The 26,604-nt window shown below is 63.6% G+C and carries 16 protein-coding genes and 1 tRNA gene; 2 read left to right on the top strand and 15 right to left on the bottom strand.

The features are described from left to right. Nucleotides 1-14: 14 nt before the first annotated feature. The 3 genes from BP26_RS0125130 to prfB form a co-directional block, all read right to left on the bottom strand. On the bottom strand, nucleotides 15-1,940 hold the full coding sequence (locus BP26_RS0125130; RefSeq protein WP_029923300.1) for a PrkA family serine protein kinase: 1,926 nt from the start codon (nucleotides 1,938-1,940) through the stop codon (nucleotides 15-17). A gap of 936 nt (nucleotides 1,941-2,876) precedes the next feature. Beyond that, nucleotides 2,877-4,424 carry a lysine--tRNA ligase gene (gene lysS, locus BP26_RS0125125; protein WP_169740783.1) on the bottom strand — a complete coding sequence of 516 codons (1,548 nt, stop codon included), beginning with the start codon at nucleotides 4,422-4,424 and terminating at the stop codon, nucleotides 2,877-2,879. Between the two features lie 96 nt (nucleotides 4,425-4,520). Further along, nucleotides 4,521-5,616 (bottom strand): peptide chain release factor 2 gene (gene prfB, locus BP26_RS0125120; protein WP_157572765.1). Its coding sequence is split into 2 segments (ribosomal slippage): nucleotides 4,521-5,543 and nucleotides 5,545-5,616, totalling 1,095 coding nucleotides; the frame shifts between segments, so codons are not numbered across the junction. 183 nt (nucleotides 5,617-5,799) lie between these two features. Here prfB and BP26_RS28100 point away from each other — a divergent pair. Next, nucleotides 5,800-7,152: an OmpA family protein gene (locus tag BP26_RS28100; protein WP_157572764.1), complete on the top strand. Its 1,353-nt coding sequence runs from the start codon at nucleotides 5,800-5,802 to the stop codon at nucleotides 7,150-7,152. Between the two features lie 101 nt (nucleotides 7,153-7,253). On the opposite strand, the gene BP26_RS0125110 is transcribed toward BP26_RS28100, so the two are convergent. From BP26_RS0125110 to BP26_RS0125100, 3 genes are all read right to left on the bottom strand, one after another. Then, nucleotides 7,254-8,405, bottom strand: coding sequence for a metallophosphoesterase (locus BP26_RS0125110; protein ID WP_036517996.1), 1,152 nt, complete (start codon nucleotides 8,403-8,405; stop codon nucleotides 7,254-7,256). A gap of 122 nt (nucleotides 8,406-8,527) precedes the next feature. Continuing rightward, nucleotides 8,528-8,603: transfer RNA gene (locus BP26_RS0125105), tRNA-Asn, on the bottom strand. Between the two features lie 66 nt (nucleotides 8,604-8,669). Continuing rightward, entirely contained in the window at nucleotides 8,670-9,845 is a 1,176-nt protein-coding gene (locus BP26_RS0125100) for a pyridoxal phosphate-dependent aminotransferase (protein ID WP_245611891.1), read from the bottom strand. Nucleotides 9,846-10,053: 208 nt separating this feature from the next. Here BP26_RS0125100 and uvrB point away from each other — a divergent pair, with 208 nt between their 5' ends. After that, nucleotides 10,054-12,129 carry an excinuclease ABC subunit UvrB gene (uvrB, locus tag BP26_RS0125095; RefSeq protein WP_084183441.1) on the top strand — a complete coding sequence of 692 codons (2,076 nt, stop codon included), beginning with the start codon at nucleotides 10,054-10,056 and terminating at the stop codon, nucleotides 12,127-12,129. Between the two features lie 82 nt (nucleotides 12,130-12,211). Here the strand turns inward: uvrB and BP26_RS0125090 are convergent, their stop codons facing one another. From BP26_RS0125090 to BP26_RS0125050, 9 genes are all read right to left on the bottom strand, one after another. Then, on the bottom strand, nucleotides 12,212-13,093 hold the full coding sequence (locus tag BP26_RS0125090; protein WP_029923293.1) for a 2OG-Fe(II) oxygenase: 882 nt from the start codon (nucleotides 13,091-13,093) through the stop codon (nucleotides 12,212-12,214). 4 nt (nucleotides 13,094-13,097) lie between these two features. Then, nucleotides 13,098-13,742, bottom strand: coding sequence for a hypothetical protein (locus BP26_RS0125085; RefSeq protein WP_029923292.1), 645 nt, complete (start codon nucleotides 13,740-13,742; stop codon nucleotides 13,098-13,100). A gap of 99 nt (nucleotides 13,743-13,841) precedes the next feature. Then, the gene (locus BP26_RS0125080) at nucleotides 13,842-14,507 is read right to left on the bottom strand and encodes a hypothetical protein (RefSeq protein WP_211255048.1); all 666 of its coding nucleotides are present in this window, start codon (nucleotides 14,505-14,507) and stop codon (nucleotides 13,842-13,844) included. A 17-nt stretch (nucleotides 14,508-14,524) separates the two neighbouring features. Beyond that, complete coding sequence (locus BP26_RS0125075) at nucleotides 14,525-15,994, bottom strand: cytochrome-c peroxidase (RefSeq protein WP_029923290.1); 1,470 nt, start codon at nucleotides 15,992-15,994, stop codon at nucleotides 14,525-14,527. Between the two features lie 184 nt (nucleotides 15,995-16,178). After that, nucleotides 16,179-18,653: an alkaline phosphatase family protein gene (locus BP26_RS0125070; protein ID WP_029923289.1), complete on the bottom strand. Its 2,475-nt coding sequence runs from the start codon at nucleotides 18,651-18,653 to the stop codon at nucleotides 16,179-16,181. 322 nt (nucleotides 18,654-18,975) lie between these two features. After that, the gene (locus tag BP26_RS0125065) at nucleotides 18,976-20,361 is read right to left on the bottom strand and encodes a cytochrome-c peroxidase (RefSeq protein ID WP_084183440.1); all 1,386 of its coding nucleotides are present in this window, start codon (nucleotides 20,359-20,361) and stop codon (nucleotides 18,976-18,978) included. A gap of 129 nt (nucleotides 20,362-20,490) precedes the next feature. Continuing rightward, complete coding sequence (locus BP26_RS0125060; protein WP_029923287.1) at nucleotides 20,491-22,170, bottom strand: phospholipase C; 1,680 nt, start codon at nucleotides 22,168-22,170, stop codon at nucleotides 20,491-20,493. A gap of 227 nt (nucleotides 22,171-22,397) precedes the next feature. Continuing rightward, nucleotides 22,398-24,062 carry a multicopper oxidase family protein gene (locus BP26_RS0125055; RefSeq protein WP_029923286.1) on the bottom strand — a complete coding sequence of 555 codons (1,665 nt, stop codon included), beginning with the start codon at nucleotides 24,060-24,062 and terminating at the stop codon, nucleotides 22,398-22,400. A 127-nt stretch (nucleotides 24,063-24,189) separates the two neighbouring features. Then, nucleotides 24,190-26,100 (bottom strand): alkaline phosphatase family protein, encoded by a 1,911-nt coding sequence (locus BP26_RS0125050; protein WP_157572763.1) that lies wholly within the window; start codon nucleotides 26,098-26,100, stop codon nucleotides 24,190-24,192. Nucleotides 26,101-26,604: the final 504 nt, after the last annotated feature.

The raw sequence follows: 26,604 nt of genomic DNA, 5'->3' as shown, positions 1-26,604 counted from the left end.
AAGGCTCCGTGGCATCAGGACGACTTGCGAACCCGCAGGTACCACTCGGACAGCAAGCGCACCTGTTTTTCGGTGTAGCCCTTCTCGACCATGCGGCCGACGAAGTTCTCGTGCTTCTTCTTGTCCTCGACCGAAGCCTTGGCATTGAAGGAGATCACCGGCAGCAGTTCCTCGGTGCTGGAGAACATCTTCTTCTCGATCACCTCGCGCAGCTTCTCGTAGCTGGTCCACTTCGGATTCTTGCCGCCGTGCTGGGCGCGGGCGCGCAGCACGAAGTTGACGATCTCGTTGCGGAAGTCCTTGGGGTTGGCGATGCCGGCCGGCTTTTCGATCTTCTCCAGCTCGCTGTTGAGCGCGGAGCGGTCGAAGCTGGCGCCGGTTTCGGGATCGCGGTAATCCTCGTCCTGGATCCAGTAGTCGGCAAAGGTGACGTAGCGGTCGAAAATGTTCTGGCCGTATTCCGAATAGGACTCCAGGTAAGCGGTCTGGATTTCCTTGCCGATGAACTCGGCATAGCGCGGCGACAGCCAGGCCTTGATGAATTCCAGGTAGCGGCGCTGCGTCTCCTCCGGCAGCTGTTCGCGCAGGATGCGCTGCTCCAGCACGTACATCAGGTGCACCGGGTTGGCGGCGACTTCCGTCTGGTCGTAGTTGAAGACGGCGGACAGCACCTTGTAGGCGAAACGGGTGGAACTGCCGGTCATGCCCTCGTCGATGCCGGCGAAGTCGCGGTACTCCTGGAAGGACTTGGCGCCGGGATCGGTGTCCTTGAGGGTTTCACCGTCGTAGACGCGCATCTTGGAATAGATGCTGGAATTCTCCGGTTCCTTCAGGCGGGTCAGTACCGAGAACTGGGCCATCATCTCCAGCGTGCCGGGAGCGCAGCGGGCATCCACCAGCGAGCTGTGCTTGAGCAGCTTGCGATAGATCTGCAGCTCTTCCGATACCTGCAGGCAATACGGCACCTTGACGATGTAGACGCGGTCGAGGAAGGCCTCGTTGTGCTTGTTGTTGCGGAAACTCTGCCACTCGCTTTCGTTGGAGTGGGCCAGGATGATGCCGTGGAACGGGATGGCCGAGAACCCTTCGGTGCCCTTGAAGTTGCACTCCTGCGTGGCGGTCAGCAGGGGATGCAGCATCTTGATCGGCGCCTTGAACATCTCGACGAACTCGAGCAGGCCCTGGTTGGCCAGGCACAGGCCGCCCGAGTAGGAGTAGGCGTCAGGATCGTCCTGGGAGAAGGCTTCCAGCTTGCGGATGTCGACCTTGCCGACCAGAGTGGAGATGTCCTGGTTGTTTTCGTCGCCCGGCTCGGTCTTGGCGATGGCGGTCTGGCGCAGCACCGAGGGCTGGATCCGCACCACGCGGAACTGGGTCAGGTCGCCGCCGAATTCGTTGAGGCGCTTCAGGGCCCAGGGTGAAGCAATCCCGGACAGGTAGCGGCGCGGAATGCCGAATTCGGCTTCGAGCGTGGCGCCATCGCGCTCGGGCGAGAACAGGCCCAGCGGGGATTCGTTGATCGGCGAGCCTTTCAGCGCGTAGATCGGGAACTGCTCCATCAGCGACTTCAGCCGCTCGGCGATGGACGATTTGCCGCCGCCGACCGGGCCGAGCAGGTACAGCACCTGCTTGCGCTCCTCCAGTCCCTGCGCGGCGTGGCGGAAGAAGGCGACGATCTGCGCCACCACGTCTTCCATGCCGTAGAACTCGCGGAAGGCCGGATAACGCCGGATCATGCGATTGGAAAAGATCCTGGACAGGCGCGAATCGTTGCGCGTATCCACCATCTCGGCTTCGCCGATCGCGGCGAGCATGCGCTCCGCGGCGGAAGCGTAGGCCAGGGGATCGCGCTTGCACAGCGCGAGGTATTCCTCCAGCGACATCTCTTCATCCCGCGATTGCAGGAATTGCTGCTTGAAGCTTTCAAAAATGCCTGTCATCTCGTTCTCCGGCAAAGCCAATGTACGAAACGCAGTCGTCAAGAACCGGCACCTGTCTTCATGCAGTTTGTCGAGCCCGTCCTCTTCGACGAATTCAACCTACCGAGCAAAATGCAACTACTGGACCAACTTCCGGCAAAGCGCCATCCACAAGGCTTTTGACCGCGTCGCCGGCAACAAGCTCCATCGAGCTTCCACACTGCTCTCGTTCCGGAAACCGTTGGCCCCAGTGTTCGCATAACCGAGCTTGCTGCCGGCTGAATGCCAGCATCGGTCATCGTTGCGGCCATTAGGAAAGATCATTTGCACAGGCTCCGTCATCGCGATGCGAAACCATGCTGCGCGCAGCATCGGAGGCGGCGACGGATTTCCGACGTGCGTATACGCGCACGGCCGCAGACGGATCGAAGGGGGTTTACATCACCCGCCGAACGGTAGGGTGAGAGAGCGGGAGTGAAGCGACGCCGCTGTTTGCCGCTATCCGCAGGTCCAGCCTTGCTTCTTAAAGAGCCGCGGACTCTATCGCCTTCGCCTCGACAGGGCGAAGGAATTCAAGCAGTGACGGCAAACCGTCACACCGCAATACAGCAACCACTCCTAAAGAACGCGAGCACGACAAACCGGTACCGGATGTTCCCGGATCAGCCTGGACTCGTAGCGGATTTAACAAAGAACATGGCAGTCGAAGGCAAGCTTGAGGGCCTTCTTTCGTTGTTGGTCTTCTTGGCCTTTGGGCAAGCGACTGCATTACAAAGTTCCCACTTTGCGAGCCCTACGTCAACTAGATAATGTGGCCTAACGTGTAAAGGCCACCAGGGCTTGGGTTTGGCGAAAAAACCAGCAAAAAATTAGCAGTCACATCGAGGGACTGCTAACAGCCGCCGCGAACCGCTTGCTCCGGGCTTGTGCCCCGCATTTTCACCTTGAGCTTCGGCCTCAGGCTTCAGGCCGCATCTGCGGGAACAGCAGCACGTCCCTGATCGAGGCCGAGTCGGTGAAGAACATCACCAGCCGGTCGATGCCGATGCCGACGCCGGCGGTCGGCGGCAGGCCGTATTCCAGGGCGCGGATGTAGTCCGCGTCGTAGAGCATGGCCTCGTCGTCGCCGGCTTCCTTGGCCGCGACCTGGGCCTTGAAGCGCGCCGCCTGGTCGTCCGGATCGTTCAGCTCGGAGAAGCCGTTGGCGACTTCGCGGCCGCCGACGAAGAACTCGAAGCGGTCGGTCACCTCCGGGTCGGCGTCGTTGCGGCGCGCCAGGGGGGACACTTCGGTGGGGTATTCAGTGATGAAGGTCGGCTGCGACAGCTTGGCTTCCACCGTCTTCTCGAACAGCTCGGTGAGCAGCTTGCCGGTGCCCATGTCCTTGCCGATCTGCACGCCCTTGCCCCTGGCATAGGCAGCCAGGTAATCGCGGTCGCGCAGGCGGCCGCGATCCAGGTCCGGGTTTTCCCGCGCCACCGCCTCGGCCATGCTGATCCGGACGAAGGGCTGGGACAGGTCGAAATCCTGCGCCTGGTACTTGAGCTGGGCCGTGCCCAGCACCGCCAGGGCGCAGTCGCGGATCAGGTTCTCGACCAGGTCCATGGCGTCGCGGTAGTCCGCGTAGGCCTGGTAGAACTCGAGCATGGTGAACTCGGGGTTGTGCCGGGTGGACAGGCCCTCGTTGCGGAAATTGCGGTTGATCTCGTAGACCCGCTCGAAGCCGCCCACCACCAGCCGCTTCAGGTACAACTCCGGCGCGATGCGCAGGTACAGATCGCGATCCAGGGCGTTGTGGTGGGTAACGAAGGGCCGCGCCGTGGCGCCGCCGGCGATGGGCTGCAGCATCGGCGTTTCCACCTCGACGAAGCCCACGCTGTCGAGGAACTGACGGATGAAGCGAACCGTGCCGGCCCGGACCTCGAAGGTGCGGCGCACGTCGGGGTTCATGATCAGGTCGACATAGCGCTGGCGGTAGCGTGTCTCGGTGTCGGTGAGGCCGGCCCACTTCTCCGGCAGCGGACGCACCGTCTTCACCAGCAGCTCGATCTGCGACACCTTCAGCGACAGCTCGCCGGTCCTGGTCTTGAACACGGTGCCGGTGGCGCCGACGATGTCGCCGACGTCCCAGGTCTTGAACTCGGCATACTTCTCCTCGCCCAGCGCACCCTGCTGCACGAACAGCTGGAGGGTGCCGGACATGTCCTGCAGCTGCACGAAGCTGGCCTTGCCCATGACGCGCTTGGCCACCAGGCGGCCGCCGAGCTTGAACTGTTGGGTCTCGCCTTCCAGCGAGGCCGCGTCGCGCGCGCCGTAGCTGCCGTTGAGGAATTCGGCCAGGGTGTCGCGGCGGAAGGTGTTGGGGAAAGCCTGCCCCGCCCCGCGCAGCTTTTCCAGCTTCTCGCGGCGGTGCGCAATGACGTAGTTCTCGTCGACGGCTTTGTCGATCTTGTCGAACAAGGCCTTGTCTTCGGGGCTATCCGGCGGCAGCTTTTGATTGGTCATTGGTCAACACTGGCAACTAAGTAAAGGGGCCTGTCATTCTGAGCGCAGCGAAGAATCTGGCCAGATCCTTCGCTGCGCTCAGAATGACAAAGAGCGTTATAACCCCTGCTTCAAACTGGCCTCGATAAACGGATCGAGGTTGCCGTTCAACACCTTCTGCGTGTCCGCGATTTCCACGCCGGTCCGCAGGTCCTTGATGCGCGACTGGTCGAGCACGTAGGAGCGGATCTGGTGGCCCCAGGCGATGTCGCTCTTGGAGTCTTCCAGCTTCTGCTTTTCGGCATTGCGCTTGAGCAGTTCCTGCTCGTACATCTTGGCGCGCAGCATCTTCATGGCGCGGTCGCGGTTCTTGTGCTGCGAGCGCTCGGTCTGGCAGGCGACGACCGTATTGGTCGGCACGTGGGTGATGCGGATGGCCGATTCGGTCTTGTTGACGTGCTGGCCGCCGGCGCCGCTGGAGCGGTAGGTATCGATCTTGAGGTCGGCGGGGTTGATGTCGATCTCGATGTTGTCGTCGATTTCCGGCGAAACGAACACACCGGCGAACGAGGTGTGGCGGCGGTTGCCGGAGTCGAACGGCGACTTGCGCACCAGGCGGTGCACGCCGATCTCGGTGCGCAGCCAGCCGTAGGCATAGGGCCCTTCGACGAATACGGAAGCACTCTTGATGCCGGCCACTTCGCCGTCGGACTGTTCCAGCAGCTCGGACTTGAAGCCCTTGGACTCGGCCCAGTGCAGGTACATGCGCAGCAGCATCTGCGCCCAGTCCTGGGCCTCGGTGCCGCCGGAGCCGGACTGGACGTCGAGATAGGCGTTGTTGGCGTCCATCTCGCCGGAGAACATGCGCTTGAATTCCATGTCGTCGGCCAGGCGGGCGTAATAGGCCACGTCCTTGGCGACGGCGGCAACGGTGGACTCGTCGTTCTCTTCGGCCGCCATTTCCAGCAGATCGGAGGCGTCCTTGAGGCCGGCCTCGGCACGGGCGATCGGCTCCAGCACCTGCTCCAGCTTGGCCCGCTCGCGGCCCAGGCTCTGCGCGCGTTCCGGGTTGTCCCAGACCTTGTTGTCTTCCAGCTCGGCGCTTACCTCGACCAGGCGGTCGCGCTTGACATCGTAGTCAAAGATAGCCCCGCAGCGCGTGGAAACGCGCCTGCAGGGCTGTAATCTCGCTTCTGATCGGGTTGAGTTCCATGATCTGGAGGTATTGGAAGGAGGCGAAGTATAGTCGCCCGCGGCGATCCGGTCACCGAAGTTGTGTGATGACGCAAGTGCATGTTAAAAAAGGCCGTCAGGGACGGCTTCGCCGTAAGTTCTGACGTAAAACGAAGATTAGAACGATTCTCCGACTGGACCAGAGGAGCGCAAGGGGAGCAGCATGAATAGATTCCGCTATGGATTGATCCCGCTGATGGTCGCGGCCACTTTCGGCGCCACCGCCGTACGGGCCGACGATACCGCCGACGACCGCCGCGTTTACGTTGCGCCGATGGGCAGCTACACCCTCGCCGACGACGCCCGCGGCACCGATGGCGGCTATGGCGGCGTGGTCGCGATCGGCAAACGCTTTACCCGCGGCCTGGAGCTGGAAATCCTGGGCAGCTTTACCCAATACGACACCAAGCAGGGCGATTTCAGCACCGCCCAGCCCAATTCCATGCGGGTGTTCGGCGCGGGCGGCGGCGCCAATGTCTACCTGTTCCCCTCGGCCGAATCCTTTGTCCACGGCCTGTTCCTGCATGTGGACGTGATGCGCGGTCAGGCCAACAACCAGCCCGGCCCGGTGCGCGAGTACACCAGCACCATCTTCCATCCCGGCCTGGGCTGGGATTTCCCGCTGAACATCACCCTGGGCGGCCTCATCGCCCCCGGCATGACGCTGCGCACCGAGGCGTTGTACCAGCTAGATTCGCACAACCGCGACGTGATCGGCACCAACGATACCGGCGGCCAGAAGAGCTTTACCGAGGCGCAGTTCAATATCGGCCTGCGCATCCCGCTGGGCGGCCGCCTCAAGCCCGCCGCGGAAGCCCCGCCGGAACCGCCGCCCGCGGTGGTGCCGACCGAGGAGGCTCCGCCTCCCCCGCCGCCTCCGCCCCCGCCGCCACCCTGCCAGCCGCCCGCCCCGGGCCAGCCGATCAGCCTGGAAGGCTGCAAGACCGGCGATACCATCGTGCTGCACGGCGTGAACTTCGAGTTCAACAAGGCCACGCTGACGGTCAACGCCAAGACCCTGCTCGACCAGGTGGCCGACGCGCTGCTGGCACGCAAGGACATCAAGGTCGAGATCGACGGCCACACCGACAGCAAGGGTTCGGACGCTTACAACCTGAAGCTCTCCGACAAGCGTGCCGCCTCGGTCAAGCAGTACCTGGTCGGCCGCGGCGTAGAAGCGGACCGCATGAGTTCCAAGGGCTTCGGGGAGTCCATGCCGATCGCCGACAACAACACCGACGAAGGCCGTGAGCTGAACCGTCGCGTCGAGTTGAAGGTGACGGACTCCAACGGCGGCGTCACCAGCGAAAACGCCACCCCGGCGAGCACCGAAGCCGCCCCGGCGGCTCCGGCCGCCGATGCAGCAGCTCCGGCTCCGGACGCTCCGGCGCCTGCCGCCGACAGCGCTGCTCCGGCGGCCGATGCCACGCCGCCTGCGGACACTTCGGCGGCCCCGGCTGCCGATGCCGCCACACCGGCAGCGGGCGACGCGCCGGCTCCCGACGCGCCGAAGTAGACACCTGGCAGCAAACTGAACCCCGCTGGTCATCGACCAGCGGGGTTTTTCTTTATGCGAGGGCCTGGGAAAGCACCCGGTCGGCAGATGGCCGTTTCAGTTCAGGCCGCGACCAGGCGCAGCCGGGTGATCTCGGAAGGTGCGCCAAAGCGGACCGGAGGGCCCCAGTAGCCGGTGCCACGACTGGTATAGACCCAGAGCTTCTTCAGGCGGTTCAGGCCGGCCGTGAACGGCTGCTGGAAGCGCACGAAGAAATTCCAGGGCAGGAACTGCCCGCCGTGGGTGTGGCCCGAAAGCTGTACATCGAACCCGGCCTCTTCCGCGGCCGGCGCGCTGCGCGGCTGATGCGCCAGCAACACCCGGACGGCGACGTCCGCGGGCGCGCCGGACAGGGCGGCATGCGGATCGCTGCGCTGTGCCGGGTCGAAGTGATGCGCCGAGTAGTCGGTGACGCCGCCGACCAGCAGGCGGACGCCGTCGTGCTCCAGCACGGCATTCTGGTTCAGCAGCACATTGAGGCCGAGCCGGCGCAGTTCGGCCACCCAGGCATCCGCGCCGGAGTAGTACTCGTGGTTGCCGGTGACGAAGTAGACGCCGTGCCGTGCCGACAGGCTTGCCAGCGGCGCCACATGCGGCCCCAGGCGCTCCACGCTGCCGTCGACCAGGTCGCCGGTCACGGCCACCAGGTCGGGCTTCAGGGCATTGACGGCGCCCACGATGGCATTCAGATAGCCCCGCTTGATGGTCGAGCCGACGTGGATGTCGCTGATCTGGACGATGACGAAGCCGCTCAGGGCCGCGGGCAACCCGACGATGGGAATATCGACCCGCACCACCCTGGCCAGCCGGCGTGCGTTGAAGACGCCCATCAAGGTAAGGACCAGCGCCAGGCCCGGCACGGCGATGGCCGAAGCCTCGCGGAAGCCGTCGATCGGCAGCGCATCACGAGCAAGGAAGCCTACGACGACGGCGCCCAGCAGCAGGATATCGCGCAGCAGGGTCAGGACGAACAGCGAGGAAAACAGGCCCATGGCCAGGTAGCCGATCCAGGCCAGCAGATCCGACCAGGGCTTTGGCGCCACCGACCTGGCCAGCAACGGCGCCGGCATGACGAGGCAGGACAGGGCCAGGGCGGCGATGGCGGCGGCAACGCCCACGGGACCTACGGGAAGATCCGGCAACAGACGGAATCCGATATAGGCGTGCAGGAGGGCGCTGAGGCCAACGATACGTAACAGCATTTTCAGAGGCATGCGAACTTGATTGGGATGCTTGAGTACTCAATCAAGAGCCCGCAAGGCCCGGGCCATCCGCGAAACAAAAAAATGGCGATCCGAAGATCGCCATTTTTGTTTTCTAAATCAATTACCTGTCGTGGCTCCTCGAGTTGGACTCGAACCAACGACCCGCTGATTAACAGTCAACTGCTCTACCGACTGAGCTATCGAGGAATACGACAGGACGCATATTTTAGCCAACATGCGTCACAACGCAATCCTTTTCAGACTTTTATTCTGTTATTTGGCAATTGCAGCGATGCGTTCCAGGCACTTCTTCAGCACTTCGTCGCTGGTGGCGAAGGACAGGCGCAGGTGTCCCGGCGTGCCGAAGGCCGAGCCCGGCACCAGGGCCACCAGGGCCTGCTGCAGCAGCAGGTCGGACAACGCCAGGTCGTCCTTCACGCCGAGCTTGTCGATCAGGCCCTGGGCGTTGGGGAAGGCATAGAAGGTGCCGTCGCCCGGCTGGCAGCTGATGCCGGGAATGGTGTTCAGACCAGCCACCAGAAGGTCATGGCGGCGCTTGAACGCCACCGTCATTTCCGCCACGCAGGACTGGTCGCCGTTGAGCGCGGCTTCGGCCGCCACCTGGGAGATCGAGCAAGGGTTGGACGTGCTCTGGCTCTGGATGTCGGCCATGGGCGTGATCAGGGCCTTGGGCCCGCAGGCCCAGCCGATGCGCCAGCCGGTCATGGCGTAGGTCTTGGACACTGCATGGATCACCACCGTGCGCTCGTACAGGTCCGGGCAGGCGTTGACGATGTTGGCGAAAGGCTCCGCCGTCCACAGGATCTTCTCGTACATGTCATCGGTGGCGATGATGATGCGCGGATGCTTGCGCAGCACCTCGCCCAGCGCCGTCAGCTCGGCCTTGCTGTAGGCCATGCCGGAGGGGTTCGAGGGGCTGTTGAGGAAGATCAGGCGGGTGCGCGGGGTGATCGCGGCCTCCAGCTGGGCCGGGGTGATCTTCAGGCGCGTTTCCGGGGTGGTTTCGATGATCACCGGCTTGCCGTCGGCCAGCAGCACCATGTCCGGATAGCTGACCCAGTACGGGGCCGGGATGATCACCTCATCGCCGTGGTTGAGCAAGGCCTGGCACAGGTTGTAGCAGGACTGCTTGCCACCGCAGGACACCAGGATCTGCGCGGCGCTGTATTCCAGGCCGTTATCGCGGGCGTGCTTGGCGGCGATGGCCTTCTTGAGGCTAGGCGTGCCGCCGACTGCGGTGTACTTGGTAAACCCGTCGCGGATGGCCTTCTCGGCCGCGGCCTTGACGTGCGCGGGGGTATCGAAATCGGGCTCGCCGGCGCCCAGCGAGAGCACATCCTTGCCCTGCGCTTTCAGCTCGGCCGCCTTGGCGGTCACGGCGAGAGTGGGCGAAGGCTTGATGCGGCGGACGCGTTCGGCGAGTTCCACAATAGATTCCTCGTAAAAATTTTAGCGGTCTCGAAGCCCGGTTCCCGGACTTCCCTCACCCCGCCAATCGCTCCGCGATCGGCCCTCCCCTCTCCCGGAGGTAGAGGGGAGTCGGCAGGCGGCCGATTGGCCGCCGCACACTTGAAGGGCGCAGAATGATACGCAAATTCTCCCCTGAATTCCCCCTTTTCGCCCCATTTCCAGAGCCATGGCCAAATCCCAACCAGCCACCGAACCCACTTCCGACAAGGTTGTACGGCTGCGGCGCCGCGCCGAGAGCGGTTTTCAGCTCAAGGCGGACTGGAAGCCTGCCGGCGACCAGCCGCGGGCGATCGAACAGATGTGCGCCAATCTGGAGGACGGGCTGGCGCACCAGACCCTGCTCGGCGTCACCGGCTCCGGCAAGACCTACAGCATCGCCAATGTGATCCAGCGCGAACAGCGCCCTGCCCTGGTGATGGCGCCGAACAAGACCCTGGCCGCCCAGCTCTATGGAGAGTTCAAGGAATTCTTTCCCAACAACGCGGTGGAATATTTCGTCTCCTACTACGACTACTACCAGCCGGAAGCCTACGTCCCCTCGACCGACACCTTCATCGAGAAGGATTCCTCGATCAACGAGCACATCGAGCAGATGCGCCTGTCGGCCACCAAGGCGCTGATGGAGCGCAAGGACGCCATCATCGTCGCTTCGGTTTCCGCCATTTACGGCCTGGGCGACCCGGAATCGTATTTTCAGATGGTGCTGCACCTGGTGCGCGGCGACCGCATGGGCCAGCGCGAGATCATCCGCCGCCTGACCGAGATGCAGTACACGCGTAACGACGTCGAGTTGTCCCGCGCCACCTACCGCGTGCGCGGCGACATCATCGACGTGCATCCGGCCGAATCGGACGACGAGGCGGTGCGCATCGAGCTGTTCGACGACGAAGTCGAGAACATCAGCACCTTTGACCCGCTCACCGGCGAGCTGCGCGAAAAGCTGCCGCGCTACACCATCTACGCCAAGAGCCATTACGTCACGCCGCGCGAGCGCATCCTGTCGATGCGCGAAGGCATCCAGGACGAATTGCGCCACCGGCTGGAATACCTGCGCGCCCACAACAAGCTGCTGGAGGCGCAGCGTCTGGAACAGCGCACCGTGTTCGACCTGGAGATGATCCAGGAGATCGGCTATTGCAACGGCATCGAGAACTACTCGCGCTGGCTTACCGGGCGCCAGCCGGGCGAGCCGCCGCCCTGCCTGTTCGACTACCTGCCGCCGGACGCGCTGGTGATCATCGACGAGTCCCACGTCACCGTGCCGCAGATCGGCGCCATGTACAAGGGCGACCGTTCGCGCAAGGAAGTGCTGGTGGAATACGGCTTCCGCCTGCCTTCCGCGCTCGACAACCGGCCGCTCAAGTTCGACGAATTCGAACGCCTGGTGCCACAGACCATCTACGTCTCCGCCACGCCCGGCCCTTATGAGATCGAGAAATCGCGGGGCAGCGTGGTCGAGCAGGTGGTGCGTCCCACCGGCTTGGTCGATCCGGTGGTGGAAATCCGCCCGGCCTCGACCCAGGTGGACGACGTGCTGGGTGAAATCCGCATCCGCGCCGCCAAGCAGGAACGCGTGCTGATCACCACCCTGACCAAGCGCATGTCGGAGGACCTGACCGACTACCTGCATGAACATGGCGTCAAGGTGCGCTACCTGCACTCCGACATCGACACGGTGGAGCGCGCCGAGATCATCCGCGACCTGCGCCTGGGCGTCTTCGACGTGCTGGTCGGCATCAACCTGCTGCGCGAAGGCCTGGACCTGCCTGAAGTCTCGCTGGTGGCGATTCTCGATGCCGACAAGGAGGGCTTCCTGCGTTCGGAGCGCTCGCTGATCCAGACCATCGGCCGCGCCGCGCGCCATCTCGAAGGCAAGGCCATTCTCTATGCCGACGAGATCACCGGCTCGATGCGCCGCGCCCTGGACGAAACCGACCGCCGCCGTGCCAAGCAGGTCGAGTACAACAAGAAGCACGGCATCACCCCAAAGGGCGTGCAAAAGCGCGTCGCCGACGTCATGCGTTTCGGCTACGAGGCGCTGGACAGTGCCGTGGCGCTGAAGGTGGCGGAGCGCGAGGCCGCCTACGGCAACATGGCGCCGGAGAAGCTGGCCAAGCTGATCGGCAAGCTGGAAAAGGAAATGCATCAGGCGGCGCAGAACCTGGAGTTCGAACTGGCGGCAAAGAAGCGCGACGAGTTGCGCAAGCTGCGCGAGCAGGCGTTCGGCGCCCGCAATCCTTGACACTCCTCGACCAGATCGTCACACCGGCGAAAGCCGGGGGACCAGGTCTCATTACGCGCCGCTGACTCCCCGGATGCCGGCTTCAGCTTCCGGCCGAGACAAACCGCCGCTGCCGCATCCACTTCGTCACGACCCATTTCTCGCCTTGCGTCACCGGCGCGCTGGCGTGCAGCGAGCGCGGATCAACGCGACCCGCGTCGTCGCAATACTCGAAATAGACAGCGTTGCCACGCAGCGGCGATACCGCCCAGCCCAAGGTCGGGAATACAGTCTGCCCGCCGGCCGGCACGTCGTTGAGGTAGGCAACGAGCGTGCTGACGCGCTGGCCGCTGCGCGCGATCGACTCGCGGTTCGCCGCATTCGTCGGCAGCAGGTAATCGAAATGCGGCTCGCTGCTGGCGCCGAGCGGGTAATGCAGCACCTGGAGGCCCTCGCCGTTCTCGATCGGCAGGTTCGTCAGCGCCGACAGGCGGCGATCGATGCGGGCGATGAAGTCGTTTTCGGCGAGCCGGAAGAACATACCGTAGCTAGTACGCTTGTCGCTGACGATGTCTTGGCCCGTCAACGGATCGACCAGCGTGGACAGCTTCAGCCGCGGCCGCGCCATTTCGATCAGGATGCGGCACTCCTCGGCATCGAGCACGTTGCCGAGCGCGGCGAACACCGGATCGGCGGCGCGCGAGTACACGACGATCTCGCGGCCGGCAGCGTGGATGCGCGTGCCCGGCGCCAGGCGAGCGGCGGCACTCGAGGCGCCGTCCTCCGGCAGTTCGACGCTGTCGACCGGCACCGGCTGCCGGCGCTGACGCGCGTCGACGAAGGCATCGACGATCGCCTGCGCGGCGCGCGCGTCCATGCCCCGCTGATTCATGATGCCGACCAGCGCTTGCGGCGACTGGCCACGATCAAGGCTCTGCGTCAGCCAGCGGCCCAGTTCCGGCGCGAAGCGGACGAGCGAGGCCATGCCCTCACACCGGACCGGAAGTGGCGACCCAGCCATGCTCGCCGAGCGTGAAGCCCTGATGCAGCTGCAGGCGGCCGCCGGCACCGTTGATGACGCGCGTGATCATCGGCAGTACACGCTGGGCATCGGGATCATGCATCCATGGCGCCGGTTCGATCTGATAGGTATAGCTGACCACCGCTGAGGGATGTTGGGCGTCGTGCTTGTCCAGCTCCCAGCTCATGACCTTGTCGAGCTTGATCTGCGCAGCGCAGAAATCGTTCGGGTGCTCGGCGCCGCTACGGCTGGTGTACGCATGTGGCTTGTAATACTTGCGGCCCTCGTCGGTCAATGCGTAGCGTTTGATCACACCCTGCGGATTTTCCTCAGTCTTCGGCACCTCGATGACCGTGCTGGTCGCAAGACCCAGCTTTTCGAACACCGGAAGTTGCACGGCATGGTTTGAACCCGCGCCGGCTTCTGCCGGCGTCAGGTCCATCGGCCAATCGAACATCGCCAAGCACACATCGCCGCGCTTGGCCAGGACATCCTTGAGCGCCGAAGTGAAGTTCTCACGCGTCGGCGCACCGGGATCGCTGTTTCTGCCGCACGCCGGGAGCATGGACAAGGCCACGACCATCATCAGGATCTTGCGGAAACGATACTTCATGTCACTCGTCCATCGTCAGGAGTACAAGTTTTAGCGGGTAATCAGCGAGACGCACATTCCCGGATGAGTGCATACAAGCCGGAGGAATCATCGCGATGTCTATCCCGACAACTCGTCGACGATCCAGCCGCGCTTCGTCAGATGCACGCCCAGGCGCAACTGCTGCGTGCCGGCATTCTCGACCGCATGCGTCACAACAGGAAATACACGGCGTGCGTCCGGCGTCTGCGTCCACGGCGCCGGGGCGATATTGTACGTGAACAGCACCGAAGTCACGGTGCGGCCATCGAGCGGCTGCGGCTTTTCCCAGCCGATCAAACGATCCAGCGACAAGGTCGCTACACAGAAATCGGCCGGGTGGGTAACGTGACGCGTGGCCGTGGCAATCACCACCGGCACGTGCAGGTAATACTTCTGCCCTTCCGTGGTCAACGCGTATTCGCGCGCCGGCTGCGCCGTCGCAGCACCAACCACACCCTCGCGCGCCTCGCCCACATCGTGGCCCGTCACAAGGCCGAGCGCTTCGAGCACGGGCATTTGCTGCGCGTCGAGGCTGCGCGCTTGCCGATCGGCCGCCGTCACGGTAATCGGCCATTCGTACTTGGCGAGACACAGATGACCCCGCTGCGTGAGGTAATCGTTGATCGCCGCCGTGAAGTTGGCGCGATTGGGCACTTGCGCCTGCGGGTTGTGGCAGGCAGCGAGCAAGGCGAGGACTGCCAGGAACCCCGCAGTGCAGTACCGCTTCATCGTCGGATTGGCCATCAAGTATCGTGCGCCCATCAATTCACACAGGCGCCACTGGTCGGCTGCACATCCGGAACCTGATAACCGTCGCTCAGGATATTGAGGAAGCAAACCAGATCGGTGATCTGCTGATCGGTGATCGACGGTGTCGAGCCGGCCGCGCGCGGCTGTACGCCGTCGCCGAGTGTGGTTGCATTGACATTGTCCGGCGGCGTGATGCCGGTACCGAGGGGCACTTCCTCGTCGACGTTGACCTGTTCTTCGGGCGGCAGGTCGTTGAACTTCGCCACTGTCGCGCCGGGCACATAGGTCGGCTGCAGCGCGTAAGTCGGATTGACAACCGGCGTACCGGAACCACCTGTGCTCGGATACCAATACTCCGGGTTGGTGTCGCGCGTGTTGTAAAAGTTCACCACCTGATTCAGCGAGTGGAACACGCCGTTGTGGAAGAACGCGTTGCGCGTCGCCACGTTGCGCAGCGTCGGCACCTTGAACTGGCCACAGTATTGATCCGGCGTACCGAGCTTGGCCGGCGTATGGTCGCTGCGGTACGGACCGCACAGACCCATGTCGTAATAGGTCGGATCATCATTGGCCGGAATCGGATCAGGATTCCCGGGGATCGACTTGTCATTGCGCGGCGCGCCGATCGCCTGGTAAGTGAAGTCCGTCATCAGTCCCTGGTTGCCGTTGAAGTTGACTCCGCCGTAGTGGCAGGCCGAGCAGTTGGCGACTTCGGCGGTGTTGAAAATCCTGAGGCCGCGATTCTCGGCAGCGGTCAGCGTGCCGCCAAGCTTGTTGTGGACGTAGAGATCGTACTTGCTGCTGTATGGATGGAAACTGGGGTCTTCCTGCTCGAAGGCCTGGATCGCCTGGCCCAGATCGGCAAACGCCGAGTCGGTGTCGTTGAACACGTTCGCGCCGTAAGCCTGCGCAAACAGGTCGGCATACTGGCCGTCCTTTACCGCTTGCACGACGGCACTCTTCGAGGGGTTGTTCATCTCGATCGGATTGAGCAGCGGCAATTCCGGCTGCTCGGCCAGCGTTGATGCGCGGCCATCCAACATGAAGCCGCCGCCCGCCGAGGGCAAGGTCACGCCGTCCGGATTCGCCGCATTATCCTCGTATGGGGGCGTAGCATCCTTGTAGCGCAGCGTCGGCACCGCGCGGACGCCCGACTGCGCCGGGTCGGAGCCAAGTTGTACCGCCAGGCTGTTCGGCGGACCGTAAGCATACTGCGGCGAGTGGCAGCTCGCGCACGACATGTTCTTGCCGCTGGACAGGGTCTTGTCGAAAAACGCCTTCTGCCCCACCTGCGCCGCGAGGCCCAGCGTCGAACTACTGCCGCCACTGCTGCTCCCGCCACTACTGCTGCCACTTCCACTCCCGCTGCTACCACCGCTGCCGCTGCTGCTACTGCTGTTATCGACTCCGCCACCGCCACAGGCCGTCAGCATGAGCAGAACCGCGCCGAATACGGCAACGACATGGAATTTCGTACGCATCTGAATCCTTCTCGGGCCGGTTCCCGGTCCTCGTTACCACTTCACTCCAGCCGACCGCCCCGAAATGGGTGCTGCTCGGCACGGAACGCCACAAGCAAAGACGGGCCGTCGAAACGGCCCGGCACATTGCGTCACTGTAAAAATGCGTGGGGCGGGCGAACCGCCCCACGCCAATGCCGTGACATTACTTCGTCAACGACCAGACGTTGCTCTGGGTCGCGTCCGGACCAGTCTGCGGCGTGACCGCGGAACCGCCCACGCCGACGCCCGAAATGTCGGCCGGGTTCAGCTTCTGCACGTAGGTCTTCGGAATCACATAGGCGTGATTGATCGGACGCACGGAGTCGAAGTGCGTATCCGCGCTGCTGTTGAATTCCGGCAAGGCCAGGATATTCTCGGCGATGAAGAACTCGGTGTACTTCGCACGGTTCAGATACGAAGCATCGGCAGCCGGGTCAGCGATCTGGAACATGTCCTGAATCGTGCGCACCAGCGAGAAGTGGCTGTAGGCGTCGCTGTCCTTGACGCCCAGCGGCGCCGTGCCCGCATCCTGCGCATTGGTGATGATGCCGAAGATCGAGTTGCCGTGGCCGTTGTTGCCGTTGTCGTAACCGCTCGGCTGCGCGCCCTTCGTGGCCTTGCCGCTGGCATCCACCGTCACCGGGGCGTCGCCGGAACCCTTACCGGCCGCGTTCCAGCCGCAGCACGAGGTGCTGGAGCCTTCGCCTTCGTCGAACATGATCACGATCGCGACGTGCTTCCGCGCATTCTTCCACAGGGCCGAGCTCTGGATCGCACCGACGACCTTGTTGATGTAGATGTCGCTACGGGTGATGCCTACCGTTTCGCCGTTGTTGTTGTTGCTGCAGCTCGTATCGCTGCCGACACCGTGCATGTCGTCGCACTGGTCGGGCATGATGAAGTTGACGTTGCCCACATCGCCGGCCGCGAGGTCGGCACCGAACTGGTCGTAAATCCAGCCCTTCGGAACGGTGTAGACCGAGGTCTTGGCCCAGTCGGCCGCCGTGTACTGCGTACCGAAGATGGTGCGGGTATCGGCGACAAACTCCGGCAGGTTGCGCGCTGCCTGATAGGCCATCGACGGACCGTGCTTGACCTTGTACAGGCCTCCCACCACCGCGAAGTTGGGGGAGCCGGTCACATTCGTGCCGTCGGTGTTGGTCTCGTTGTACGTGTCGGCAACCGCCGGATCGGCGATGCTGTCCGCACGCACGTCCTGGCCTGGGTTCATCGACTCGTTATAGGTGCGCCAGGTCAGACCGCTCTTCGACAGCAGGGTGAACAGGTTGTCGCCCGGCTCGTTGTGGTTGGTGCCGCTGGTCGGCGCCGAGCTGCAGGCGTCGCCGGCATTGGTGCTGTAACCGGCAAGGTGAGCTTTGTCCAGCGGCGGCAGCGCCGATTGCGCCGGCAGCGGTTGACCGTCGGAGGCCGTGCCTCCCACGAAGGCGACGTCCGTCGGCGCGTTGGGGCCGAAGGCGCCGCAGCCGAACCAGTTGTCGTCGGTGATGCCCCAGTCGTCGCCACCGCCGAGCGCGGTGTAATTCGGCTCGGACGGGTTACCGGTCGAGTAGTAGGTCGTCAGCTGGTTGTACTTGCCGAGGAGGTTGTTGATGTTCGGCGCACGTGTCGTATTGCCGAGAATCGCGTCGGTGGACTTGTTCTCAAGCATGATGATGAAAATGTTGTCGTAGGCCGGCACGCCTTCGATATTGAACGCGGCCTGCTGCGCCTGCGCGAAGGTGATCGTCGTACGCGTATCGGCGGGAATCGTCTCGCCCGAGGTGATGCCCGTAACACCGGCAAGCCGGGGATCGCCGCCGGCGACGGCCAGCGCATCCGGGTACTTGTCGCCGCGATCGAGCTTGGTGGTCGCGTAGGTATAACGGTTGCTCAACTGGTTGTATTCATACAGCATCGCATACTGCTGGGCACCGGTCAGCGTGTTGACGTCGGCAAGCGCATCGACGCCACTGAAGGTGACGCCCTGGCCGAAAGCCGGACCACTCAGGCGGGAGGCAAGATTCGCTTTCTCGACCGCGTAGGAGGAGCCGTTGGCCTCGACCAGGCGCTGCACTTCGCTCGAGGCCGGGCTGATGACGATCTTGTCCGCACCCTGGTCGGCAACTTGCGCGGCGGAGGCGCGCAGGACCAGGTGGCTGGGAACCGTCGCGCCGGACGCGGTGTTCTTGGCCGCAGTGGTGATGTCGGCGATGATCTGGCCCGTGTCGGCCGTGGTCAGGGTGAACTTGCCGGAGCCGTCGGTCGTCGCCGTGGTTTCCGTGCCGTCGCACTTGCCGTTGCCGTTCGCGTCCACGCAAACCGTGGCGCCGGTGTAAACGCCCGCCTTGAGGGTCGGATTGCCGGTCTTGCTGCCGGCGACGAAGGCGCTGGACACCACAACGCCGGTGTAGGTCGAAGCCGTCGGCCCCGAACCCGACGAGCTCGACGAACTCGATGAGCCCGACGACCCCGAGGAACTCGATGAACTTGAGGAACTTGAGGAACTCGAAGAACCCGACGAGCTGGACGAACTCGAGGAACTCGAAGAACCACCGTTATCGTCATTGCCGCATGCTGCGAGCAACATGCAGCAGGCCACGGCGATCGGCGTTAGTTTCAGCGCATTGCGATTGAACATTTAGTGTGTTCCCTAGGAATTTTGGGCGGAAATGAGACGGCCCCAACCACCGGCCCGTATCGGTCGGCGAAGTTAGGAGCCGAAGATGACGGCCCGGTTAAAGATGGACGGAGGGCACCGGTGAGCCCCACACGATGACCTCGCAAGCCTTGATGGAATTGACGTTTGCGCAATTCGTAAAGAATTGTAAAAGCGGATGTGAGTCCCGCTGCACGCAGCGCACAACCGCTTGTCAGCGCCGTGCGTGAGGAGGGCTACAACGTTCAACTACAAGCCGCACCACACCCCGCCCTGGTTCAACCCCATCAAGGCGAAACCTGACTCATTGCGTAGGCTTGTACCCGTCGCTCAGGGTGCCCAGGAAAGCGATGATGTCCTTCTGCTCGGCCTCGTCCAGCGCTGGCGACTCGCCGGGCTTGCGGTCGAACGGCGCATCGAGGGTGTCGAGATTGGCGCGGTATTGCGGCGGCAGGTCGTTGTACACATCCACCGTCCCATCGGCCTTGCGCGGATAGAACTTCTCCGGGTGGATATCGCGCTCGGCGTAGAAGCGCAGCACATCCTCCAGCTTGTGGTACACGCCGTTATGGAAGAAAGCCTGTCGCGTGGCGACATTGCGCAGCGACGGCGTCTTGAACAGGCCGCAATTTCCCGGCTGCTTCGCGAAAAGATCCTTGCGGTCCGGGCCGCAGATGCCCAGGTCATGGAAATGCGGATCGGCGTTGGCGCGGATCTCCGCATTGCGCGGCACGCCCAGCGACTCGTACTGGAAATCGGTGAACAGGGGCATACCGCCGTCGGGCCGCCGCTGGTCCGGGTGGCAGGTAGCGCAATTGCCCTTCTTGGGATCCTCGTACAGCTTGAGACCACGCAGTTCCGCCGGACTCAGGCTGATCGTACCCATCAGGTATTGATCGTACTTGCTGTCGAAGGGCGCGAAGGTTTTTTCCTCGCCTTCATAGCGGCCGATGGCGAATAGGGCCTCCGACAACAGCAACTTGTCGTCGGTTTCGACATTTGGCCCCGCCAGGAGCTTGAGCTGTTCGACCACATCCAGCTTGCGCAGCTTGGCCACGATTTCCGCCGCCGACTTGTTGCCCATCTCCAGCGGATTGAGCAGCGGCGCCAGTGCCTGGCCTTGCAGGGTGTCGACCCGGCCGTCCCAGAACAGCCCGCCTTGCGGCACCATTGCCACAGCCGCCGCGGCTGCACTACTCGACTTGGACACGCTGGGAGCGACACGCGCCAGCCTTGCGGGCCCCGGCGCTGCGGCCGCCGCAAGGGTGCCGGCTTGCGGGCCGGCATGGGGTGAGATACCCGAGGGATGCAGCTCCAGCCCGCCCGTGTCATCGGGGCCGACCGAGAACCCGGGTGTCTCGATCAGGTAGGTCAGCTTGGGTACCGCACGCTCCCCTTGCAGGCTCAGGTCCGGCCCTCCGAACTGCACCGCGAGCGCGTTGGCCGGCGCGAAAGCATGGGCCGGGTCGTGACAACTGGCGCAGGACTGCTTGCCCGAGGCAGACAACGAAGGTTCGAAAAACAGTTTCCTGCCGACTTGCGCCATCACACTGAGCGGCTTTGGCGCAGGCGCGGCAGCGGGCGTCGCCGCCCCGCCCTGCCGTCCACAGGCCGGAAGGGCGAAGACCAGCGCCGCCAGCAGGCCGCCGAACGCGGGACGTGAACAAATCCGGGACAGGCAACTGGACATCAGGACTGAACCTCTGCTGCCCGGCCTCAATAGGCCAAGGCTGAAAATGACAGCGCCGGTGGCGGGACTTTACGTCCCGCCACCGGCGGCTGCCGAATGTCTACCGCAAGGCGCTACACCGCCGCTTGCTTACTGCGGTTCACCCGTGGTGGTGTCGAGCAGGTACGTCGCGGTGTTCGGCTTGGCGTTGAAGTCGAACATGTTCTCCAGCGAACCGGCAATGCCGTCGTAGGAGCCGAGGATGCGCTGCCCGCCGAGCCAGTTGTCCTCGATGAAACGTAGCACCGAGGCCTGGTCGGTCAGCGTGTGGTCGACGAAGTTGGCCTTGGCATAGGGCGAGATGACCAGCAGCGGCTGGCGCATGCCGTAACCGCAACGGCCCTGCGCCGGCTTTTTGCCATCCACACCCGGCAGCACGTCGGTGTTGACCGAAGTGCACTGCGACAGCACGTCGAAACCCGCCACCGCGATATTGGAACCGCGGACGATGCTGGAGGCGTGGTCGTACCAGCCGTCGGAATCGTCATAGAGGATGACGATGGCGGTGCTCGGCCATTCCGGCGACTTCTGCACGGCATTGACGATGGTCGTGATGAAGGTCTGCTCGTCCAGCGGGTCCGAGTAGCCGGCATGGCCATCCTGGAAGCCCGGAGCCTTGACGTAGCTCACCGCCGGGAAGTTGCCCGCCGCCAGCGCATCGAGGAAGTCGTGGCTGTCGTACTGATGGTTGGCGCCGCCGTCGTTGGCGCTCCCCACCACCGCCGCCGAAGTCGGACGGGTATGCTTCGGGTTGGCCGTGGAGGCGTAGTACTGGAACGGCTGGTGATGGGGAATGTAGTCCACCTTGGTGACGTTGGTCACGGTGGACTTGGTGCTGCGCTTGCAACCCGTGGTGCTGGTGCCGCTGTTGGTGAGCGTCAAATCGAAGCCACCAGCGAAGAAGCCCCAGCTGACCTTGGCCGTATTCAGCAGATCACCGATGTTCTTGCCGGTCAGGGAGAAGTTGTAGGTGGTGTCGGAGCACACATCGCCGGTGGGGTCGTCATCGTCGGTATCGGTATAGCCGCCGTTGCCGTCTGGCACAAGTGTGGCGGCGGTGTTGCCGTTGGAATCGGTGTACTCGTCATAGGTGCCATCGGCCGCCTTCGGGAAGGCCGGACCCGGGGTGGCGCCGTTGGTCTGGCCCGAGATCAGGTTGACCGCGCCAACCGTGGAGGGACCAAAGGTGGTGCTGTAGGAGTTGTCGCTCATCGCATAGTGCTGAGCGTAGTTCCACAGGGCGGTGACGGTATTGCCGTCGTAGTAGCCCATGACCTGACCCGAAGTGCCGAAGGCGCCGGCGCTGCCGCAGGCGCTGGTGGTAATGGTGACATCGCAGGTGCCGGTGTTCTTGGGGAACAGGTCCATCGCCAGATTGTTGAAGGCGAGCTGCTCCGCCGGGTAGGCGTGGTTCTGATCCGAAGTGGCGGCCTGCGTCCGATCCATACGGAACGGATTGGCGGCGCCGGTACCATTGCCGGTGTTGGTCTTGTTCGGGTTACCCGTCAACAGCGTGCCGCTGAGGCCGTTGACCGCCGGCGTATTCGCCAGCGCGGTGAAGGCGGGTTCCTTATCCGGGTTGGTCGCAGTCGGATAAGTGGCGAAGTAATGATCGAATGAAACGTTTTCCTGGAAGATCACCACCAGGTGCTTGATCGGGGTGGTGGTGGCCAGGTTGGCCGCCGGATCGTTCACCCCATCGCTCGACGAACATGCGGCGAGTCCGACCAGAGTGGCGACCGCCACGCTCAGTCCTGTACGTTTGAACATTTACTCAGCTCCTGATTGCCTTTATTCAGGCAAATGAAAGTTTTCTGAAAGCCTGGAACCAGCGTGCGACAGCCAGGGGAGCTTAAGAAGCCAAGATGAAACGCTCGTGATCGGAGAAGTCCGCATACTGTTAAGAAATGTTAAGACACACAACTTCCAGTCAAGAGCCGGGGCGGAATGCGGGGCCATCCGATGCACGATCCCGCCGTTTGAGATGAAGCGTCCGTTCAGGCCTTGCGCGGCGGCAGCACTTCGAGCGGCCGCATCATGTCGTTGCCGGCGTGTTCCATGATGTGGCAGTGCCACAGGTAGCGGCCGGTAAAGCCTTCGAAGCGGACGATGATGCGGGTCACCGAGCGCTGGAATGCCTGCACCGTGTCCTTCCAGCCGGTCTCCCCGGCTTTCGGCGGAATCGGCTGGCCCAGGTAGACCATCTTTCCGCTGCTGCGGTATTCCTGGACGGAGAACGAACGCCGGTCGAGCACCTGGAAGCGCACCAGGTGCAGATGGATCGGATGGGTGTCCTCGGTGAGATTGACCAGCTCCCAGATCTCCACGGTATTCAGTTCGGGCTTCTCGGTCACCGGATCGTGCCAGTGCTTGCCGTTGAGCAGCAGCAGCGTGGTCTCACCGCTGACCGGATCGGCGTACTCCCGCAGCGTCATGGTGCGCGTCCTGACCGCGCTCGCTTCGGGGATACGCTCGATGGTGCGCAGCCGGGCGGGCAATGCCAGCGGCATGGCCTTGCCGGCGGCAACGCGGAACTGCATGACGTCGTTGAGGCGATGATCCTTGAGCACGACGTTCTGCCCGGCGTATTGCGAAAAATCGACCACCAGGTCGGCGCGTTCGGCCGGCGCGAGGAACAGGTTGCTCAGGGGCGCAGGCTCCTGCAACAGGCCCTGATCGCTGCCGATCTGCTGGAAGCCCTGCCCGTTGGCCAGGCTCAGATCGAAGCTGCGGCCGTTCGAGGCGTTGAGCAGACGGAAACGATAGGCGCGCGGCTGCACGTCCAGGTAAGGGTAGATCTTGCCGTTGGCGAGAATGGCATCCCCGATCGCCTCCGAGACCCACGGAGCCTCTGGATCACCAGTGTCCGGGTAATAAAGCTGCCCTTCGCGATCGAAACCGCGGTCGAACAGGGTCAGCGGAATTTCATACTCGCCTTTCGGCAGCCCCAACGCTTCCTCCGCTGCGTCACGGACAATAAAAGAGCCGAACAGGCCGGCATAGACATTCAGCCGTTCGATGCCCATGGTGTGATCGTGGTACCACAACAGGGCCGCGTCCTGCTGGTTGGGATAGCAATAAAGCCGGGAATGCCCCGGCGTGTACCAGGCATCCGGGTAACCATCGCTGGCCGGCGGCGCCTTGGCGCCATGCACATGCACCACGGTGCGCACTTCGGGCTTGCCCGCCTCGGCACCATGCAGATTGTGGTCGATCGGCAGGAAATGCCGGGTCGGCAGGGCATTGCCCCAGTCCACCCAGACACCCTCGCCGCTGCGCGTCTCCAGTACCGGGCCGGGCACGGTGTTGCCATAGCTCCAGAAGCGGGTCGGCTTGACGTCGCGATGCACGGTCTGCTCGATCTCGCGCATCGACATGCGGTAATACGGCAACTGGCGATGCGCATCCGCGGGATCGGCGCGCTTGCCTTCCGGGCGCGCGATTTCAGGGAGCGGCAGGGCATCGACAAAACGGGCCAGCGTCAGCGCACTGAGCTGCTGCCGCTGCGGGCCGGCCGGCGCAACGAATTTGGTCTTGCGCAGGCGCGGTGCGCGGCACAGCGCGGCGCCTGGAAGCAGGTCGGTGCCGGCGGTCTGGCCGGCGATCAGGGCGGCGGCCAGACCGCCACCCTGCTGAAGAAATCTGCGGCGATTCAGGGACATTTGAATTCGGGGATCATCGGGTCGTTAAACAGCAAAGGCGGACACGGGAAACCCCGTGCCCGCCGCTTGCGGAGTGCGGCAACACCGGCCGCCGCGGAGCGGCGACCGGTGCCGAAGCAAACTCGTCTCAGGTCTTGTCGAACCAGGCCGCGCAGGCGTCGTTCTTGCCGGCAGCGGAATTGGCCGGGGCCGTGGTGGCCGGCGTGCCGTTGCAGTTCAGCAGGAACGGCGTGGCATTGCCCGGCGTCGCACCCGAGAAATCGAACAGGTTGTAGATCGAGTTCTCGGTCTTGTCCGTGACCGGCTTGCCGTCCAGCGAGATCGAATCCCAGGAACCGTGGCCGATGCGCTGACCTCCGAGCCAGTTGTCCTCGACGAAGCGGATCACCGCGGCCTGGTTGGTCACGCTGTGGTCGACGAAGCCCTTCTTCGCCCACGGCGAGATCACCTGCAGCGGCTGGCGCGGACCGGGGCCGCAACGGCCGTCGGCCGGCTTGTCATTGATGCCGTTCGGCGTCGTGACGGGCGTGGCCGGGTTCGGGAACAGGGTCGACGGCTCGCTGGTGCAGGCGCCGGCGCCGTTCAGGAAATCCTGGGCGGTATGCGAGGCGGCCAGCAACGGGCCGGCCTGGTGGTCGTACCAGCCGTCGGAATCGTCATACAGCACGACCACGGCGGTGTCCTTCCAGTCGCTGCGCTGCTGCAGGAAGTTGACCACGCGCACCACGAAGGCCTGTTCGTTGAGCGGATCGGAGTTGCCGCCGTGGCCGTCCTCGACCTTGATCGACTTGAGGAAGCTCACCGCCGGATACGAACCGGCGTTGACCGAGTTGAAGAAATCCTCGATGTCGTAGTTGTGGACCGCGGTGTCGCTGGCCTTGCCGATGCAGGAATAATCCGGCGTCGTCTGGGTCAGGCAGCTCGGACGGCGATGCGTGTCGTTGGCCGTGGTCGCCCAGTAGTTGAAGAAGGCGTGATGCGGCACGAAGTCGAACACGCCCTTGTTCGGGTGCAGTGAGTTCTGCGTATCACGCGAGCAGCCGCTGTTGCCGTCGGCGTTGACGCGGGTCAGGTCGAACCCACCGGCGAAGCCGCCGTAGGTGACATTCTTCGCATCCAGCAGGTCGCCGATGTTCTGGCCGGTCAGGCGAACCACGCCGCCGTTGATATCGGTCTGCGTGGAGCAGACGTCATCCAGCGGAGACGGATCCTCGATCACGGAGTAGTAGCCGTTGTTGCCGTCGACGATGTCGGCGCCGCTCAGCGCGGCACCGGCGAAGTTGATCGCCTGCACGCCGTTGGTCTGGCCGGAGATCAGGTTGATCACGCCGACGGTGGACGGTCCGAACTGTCCGTAGGAGTTGTCGCTCATCGCGTACTGCTGGGCGTAGTTCCACAGCGCCGTGACGGCGGTGCCGTCGTAGTAGCCCATGATCAGGCCCTTGTTCACGGTCGGATCGGCCGACGTGCTGTCATCGGCATGGCCGCGCGAGGGGAACAGGTCGAGCTTGCCGGCGTCATACATGATCTGCTCGCCGTTATAGCTGTGGTCCTGGCTGGCGGTGACCGCGCGGCCATGCGGCTTGCCGCCGGTGACCGGGGCCACCGAGAGCAGGAACGGGTTGATCGCGTTGCTGCCGTTGCCGGCGGTGTTGGCGGCATTCGGATTCGCGGTCAGCAGCGCCGGGTGGGCGATGTAGTTGTTGACCGAACCGGCCGCGGGCACTACAGCGTCGGCGCGGAACGGCTTCCACTTGGAAGGATCGGTCGGGTTAGCCGGATCGACGTTGTACGGGTAGGTGCCGAAATAGTGGTCGAACGAGATGTTTTCGCCGTAGATCACCACCAGATGCTTGATCGGCGTGGCGGTCGTGATGCCCGGCGCCGGATCATAGGCACCAGGACCCGGTGCGCCGGGACCCTGCGGACCGGCCGGACCCGCAGGGCCGGTGGCACCCGTGGCACCATCGTCTCCGGAACAACCGGCGGCGCCGACCAGCACGGCCATCGCCAGACTCAAAGCGATACGTTTGAACATGAATTTCCCCTGCGATTACTGGATGAAATAAGCAGCCGCAACTTCCCATGCGCTGCGGTGGCCGGAATCTAGGAGCCGAAAATGACGCATCGGTGAAAGATTTAAGGCAGGGGTCCGGCCTGCGTTAAGAACCGCTTAACAAATGTTGGAAACATTGAGCTTTTGGAGAAATGTAAATAAATGTAAAGCCGTAAAGAAAGGTAACGTCAGGCAGTGAACGCCTTGACGAATCCGCAGGAGAAATGCCTGGAAACTGGCGTCAAATGCCGGATTCAGCCGATCGACAGACGCATTGAAAGCTTACGAATTCGCCTGAAATGGCAATAGAAGTGCTCGGACGCCCGCAGGGCGGCCCCGTAGCGCAGCGAAGGGGTGCGGCCCATGGATGGGCCGCACAACCACGACCCGTAGGGTCGTTGGTGAGAGTCCACGAAGGACTCCCGGAAGATCTTTGGTAGGCGCGATTGGACTCGACGATTTCGCCGGGAGCGAAATCGGACGCCC

It is taken from the genome of Nevskia soli DSM 19509 (assembly GCF_000711955.1).
Lineage (GTDB): Bacteria > Pseudomonadota > Gammaproteobacteria > Nevskiales > Nevskiaceae > Nevskia > Nevskia soli.
This window is presented reverse-complemented; position numbering and strand designations above follow the sequence as displayed.

Bases quoted from the DNA above. Each gene is read 5' to 3' on its own strand.
- BP26_RS0125130 (WP_029923300.1), bottom strand. From the start codon at position 1,940: ATGACAGGCATTTTTGAAAGCTTCAAGCAGCAATTCCTGCAATCGCGG.
- lysS (WP_169740783.1), bottom strand. From the start codon at position 4,424: ATGACCAATCAAAAGCTGCCGCCGGATAGCCCCGAAGACAAGGCCTTG.
- BP26_RS28100 (WP_157572764.1), top strand. From the start codon at position 5,800: ATGAATAGATTCCGCTATGGATTGATCCCGCTGATGGTCGCGGCCACT.
- BP26_RS0125110 (WP_036517996.1), bottom strand. From the start codon at position 8,405: ATGCCTCTGAAAATGCTGTTACGTATCGTTGGCCTCAGCGCCCTCCTG.
- uvrB (WP_084183441.1), top strand. From the start codon at position 10,054: ATGGCCAAATCCCAACCAGCCACCGAACCCACTTCCGACAAGGTTGTA.
- BP26_RS0125090 (WP_029923293.1), bottom strand. From the start codon at position 13,093: ATGGCCTCGCTCGTCCGCTTCGCGCCGGAACTGGGCCGCTGGCTGACG.
- BP26_RS0125085 (WP_029923292.1), bottom strand. From the start codon at position 13,742: ATGAAGTATCGTTTCCGCAAGATCCTGATGATGGTCGTGGCCTTGTCC.
- BP26_RS0125080 (WP_211255048.1), bottom strand. From the start codon at position 14,507: ATGGCCAATCCGACGATGAAGCGGTACTGCACTGCGGGGTTCCTGGCA.
- BP26_RS0125075 (WP_029923290.1), bottom strand. From the start codon at position 15,994: ATGCGTACGAAATTCCATGTCGTTGCCGTATTCGGCGCGGTTCTGCTC.
- BP26_RS0125070 (WP_029923289.1), bottom strand. From the start codon at position 18,653: ATGTTCAATCGCAATGCGCTGAAACTAACGCCGATCGCCGTGGCCTGC.
- BP26_RS0125065 (WP_084183440.1), bottom strand. From the start codon at position 20,361: ATGTCCAGTTGCCTGTCCCGGATTTGTTCACGTCCCGCGTTCGGCGGC.
- BP26_RS0125060 (WP_029923287.1), bottom strand. From the start codon at position 22,170: ATGTTCAAACGTACAGGACTGAGCGTGGCGGTCGCCACTCTGGTCGGA.
- BP26_RS0125055 (WP_029923286.1), bottom strand. From the start codon at position 24,062: ATGTCCCTGAATCGCCGCAGATTTCTTCAGCAGGGTGGCGGTCTGGCC.
- BP26_RS0125050 (WP_157572763.1), bottom strand. From the start codon at position 26,100: ATGTTCAAACGTATCGCTTTGAGTCTGGCGATGGCCGTGCTGGTCGGC.